Consider the following 3,114-nt stretch of genomic DNA (forward strand, 5'->3'; position numbering starts at 1 on the left):
GATTGTCAGTATTGTAAGTATTGCAATTATCGCCATAACCCCGAAATTCTCAAAGAAGATACCGGGGTCGCTGATTGCCATTATTGTAGTAACAGTAGCGGTATATCTGATGAAGACTTATGCCGGAATCAATTGTATAGATACCATTGGCGACCGTTTCAGCATCAAAGCAGAACTACCGGATGCAGTAATGCCTTCACTGAACTGGGAAGCTATTCAGGACTTATTCCCTGTAGCCATTACCATTGCAGTATTAGGGGCCATCGAATCACTGCTTTCTGCTACGGTAGCGGATGGTGTTATCGGTGACAAGCATGATTCCAATACGGAATTGATAGCACAAGGAGCTGCCAACCTGATAACACCTCTGTTTGGTGGTATTCCCGCCACCGGTGCCATTGCACGTACAATGGCTAATATAAATAATGGCGGTAAAACCCCTGTTGCAGGTATGGTACATGCAGTGGTGCTTTTGCTTATCCTTCTGTTCCTTATGCCTTTGGCACAATATATTCCGATGGCTTGTCTGGCAGGTGTGCTGGTGATTGTTTCCTATAACATGAGTGGCTGGCGCACATTCAAGGCACTACTGAAGAATCCGAAATCAGACGTCACCGTATTGCTGATTACCTTCTTCCTGACAGTTATTTTCGACTTAACCATTGCTATTGAAGTGGGTCTTGTCATAGCTTGTGTACTTTTCATGCATCGTGTCATGGAAACCACTGAAATTTCTGTTATCAAAGATGAGATTAATCTGAATGAAGAATCTAACAGTAAAGAAGATGAAGAAAACCTGTCTATCCCTAAAGGTGTGGAAGTGTATGAGATAAACGGTCCGTACTTCTTCGGTATCGCCACTAAGTTTGAGGAAATCATGTCCAGGCTTGGAGACCGTCCCAAAGTGCGCATTATACGTATGAGGAAAGTACCTTTCATTGATTCAACAGGTATTCACAACCTGACCAGTCTCTGCCAGATGGCACAACGGGAAAAGACGACAATCGTACTTTCCGGTGTGAACGAAAAGGTGCATAAAGCGTTGCAAAAATCCGGTTTCTATGAGCTTCTGGGTGAAAGGAATATCTGCCCGAATATCAATGTGGCATTGGAAAGATCAAAAGAATTACTGAATGAGTAAAACAAGGTAATAAAATAAGAGGTTGTGTCAAAACGTTGGCACAACCTTTTTTGATGATTTACAGTCCTGCTATATTTCCTTTTGGCTACGCCGCTTTTTTCTCATTCATTTGGTAACAAGTTGCTATATTTCCGTTGTATCGAGTTATAAATAGCCCAATAAATATAGATTTAGCAAGTGTAATAAACTCCTTTCCTGCTTTTCTCAGTTTTGCACACATCTTTTTGATATTAAAAGCTATGGCAAAGAAGGCAAAGTCCATTGTCACCTTGTCTTCTCCCATATGCCGGAACCTTCTGTATGCCATGTTGTATTTCATTTGTCCAAAAACGGCTTCCGGTTCTATACACCGCCTGCCCCTATACCTGATTCCTTCTTCTGAGAGCAACCTTTCCCGTGCCTGCCGTTTATATTGGTTTAACCGGTGGTTGACTTCTATCATACGATTCCCCTGTGCTTTAAAACAACTTCCATGCAAAGGACATCCTTCACATCTTTGTGCTTTATACCGGGCACTTTCGGTGATGTACCCGCTCGCTGTTTTGTCACGTCTGGTTCCTGTACGTTTCATGTGTTGCCCCATCGGACAAACGTAATAATCCTCCCCCGCATTGTAGTGGAGACTTTCCGCATGGAACGGGTTGGGAGTATAACGGGGACGCTGCTCTTTATGGAAGTAGTTGTACTTGACAAAGGCTTCTATCCCGTTCTCCTGCATGAACCGGTAATTTTCTTCCGAGCCGTAACCGGAGTCTGCCACACCGATACCCGGTAAGCGGTTATAGCGGTGCTGGAAGGAGTGGAAGAAAGGGATCAGGGTCAGCGTATCGGTGGGGTTGGGAAACAGCCGGAAGTCTATGATGAATTGGTTTTCAGTACCTATTTGTAAATTATACCCGGGCTTGGTCTGCCCGTTCTTCATGGCGTCTTCTTTCATACGCATGAATGTGGCATCAGGATCGGTCTTGGAATAGGAATTACGTTCTCCAAGGACTTCAAGGTGATTGTCGTATTCCATCAGCTTGTCACGATACCCTTCAAGTTCTCTGACCTGTTTCTTCTTTTCACGCAGAGCTTTCTTTTGTTCCTTGTCCTGTATTGCAGGCTGGTGTTCCAGCACTTCTTTGAGTTCATCCACTATATTAGAGAGCATGGAGGGGGTCAACTCCACAGATGTGTCTTTTACAGAGTTCTCCTGTACAATGGCTTCATCCACCTGCTCCAGAAGGATGCGAATCTTATTCAGCAACCTTGTACGGTTCTTTTCGACTGTCTTGCGCCAGACAAAAGTATATTTGTTGGCCTTGGACTCAATCTTGGTGCCGTCGATATACTCCACGTCAAGACTGATGAACCCCTTATCGGCAAGGACAAGAACCAGCTGCGTGAAGACGTTGTTTATCTCCTCCTTTACACGGTTACGGAAACGGTTGATGGTAATAAAATCCGGATGCTCATGCCCAGCAAGCCAGATATAATGGATGTCACGCAAAAGAAGCTTCTCTATTTTACGGCAGGAATAGATATTGTTCATGTAAGCGTAGATAATGACCTTGAGCATCATCTTAGGATGATAGGCTGAGCGCCCAGTTTCTTTATAAAGCTTCTTGAAATTATCAAGATTGAGATTATCAACAACTGCATTGACTATGCGGACAGGGTCATTTGCAGCAATGTTTTCATCAATTCTTTGTGGAAAAAGAACTGTTTGGTTGGGAATGTAAGGACGAAAATGTAACTTTGCCATAACGAAAAACTTTATGCCTAAAGTTACAAAAATTTTGGGTAATAACAAAGCCTGGGCTTGGGAAAGTCCGGGCTTTGCGCATAAAAAGAGGTTGTGCCAGCATTTTGACACAACCTCATTTTTATGTTTTCCGATTGCGGCCTTATGATTTAGGTATACCGGAATTATTTGTTGTACTAGTTGTATTTACGGTAGGATTTGCAGTTGGTGTTGCCGTAGCTGTGCT

Annotated in this window: 2 protein-coding genes; one reads left to right on the forward strand and one right to left on the reverse strand. The window is 43.4% G+C overall.

What is annotated here, in order from left to right; genetic code table 11:
- On the forward strand, positions 1–1,141 hold a 1,141-nt coding region (locus tag Q1W14_RS14710; RefSeq protein WP_300702702.1), incomplete at its 5' end, for a SulP family inorganic anion transporter.
- Positions 1,142–1,226: 85 nt separating this feature from the next.
- On the opposite strand, the gene Q1W14_RS14715 is transcribed toward Q1W14_RS14710, so the two are convergent.
- Positions 1,227–2,888, reverse strand: a complete 1,662-nt coding sequence (locus Q1W14_RS14715; protein WP_300702704.1) for an IS1182 family transposase — start codon at positions 2,886–2,888, stop codon at positions 1,227–1,229.
- Positions 2,889–3,114: the final 226 nt, after the last annotated feature.

This window comes from Bacteroides sp. (assembly GCF_030151085.1).
Taxonomy (GTDB): Bacteria; Bacteroidota; Bacteroidia; order Bacteroidales; family Bacteroidaceae; genus Bacteroides.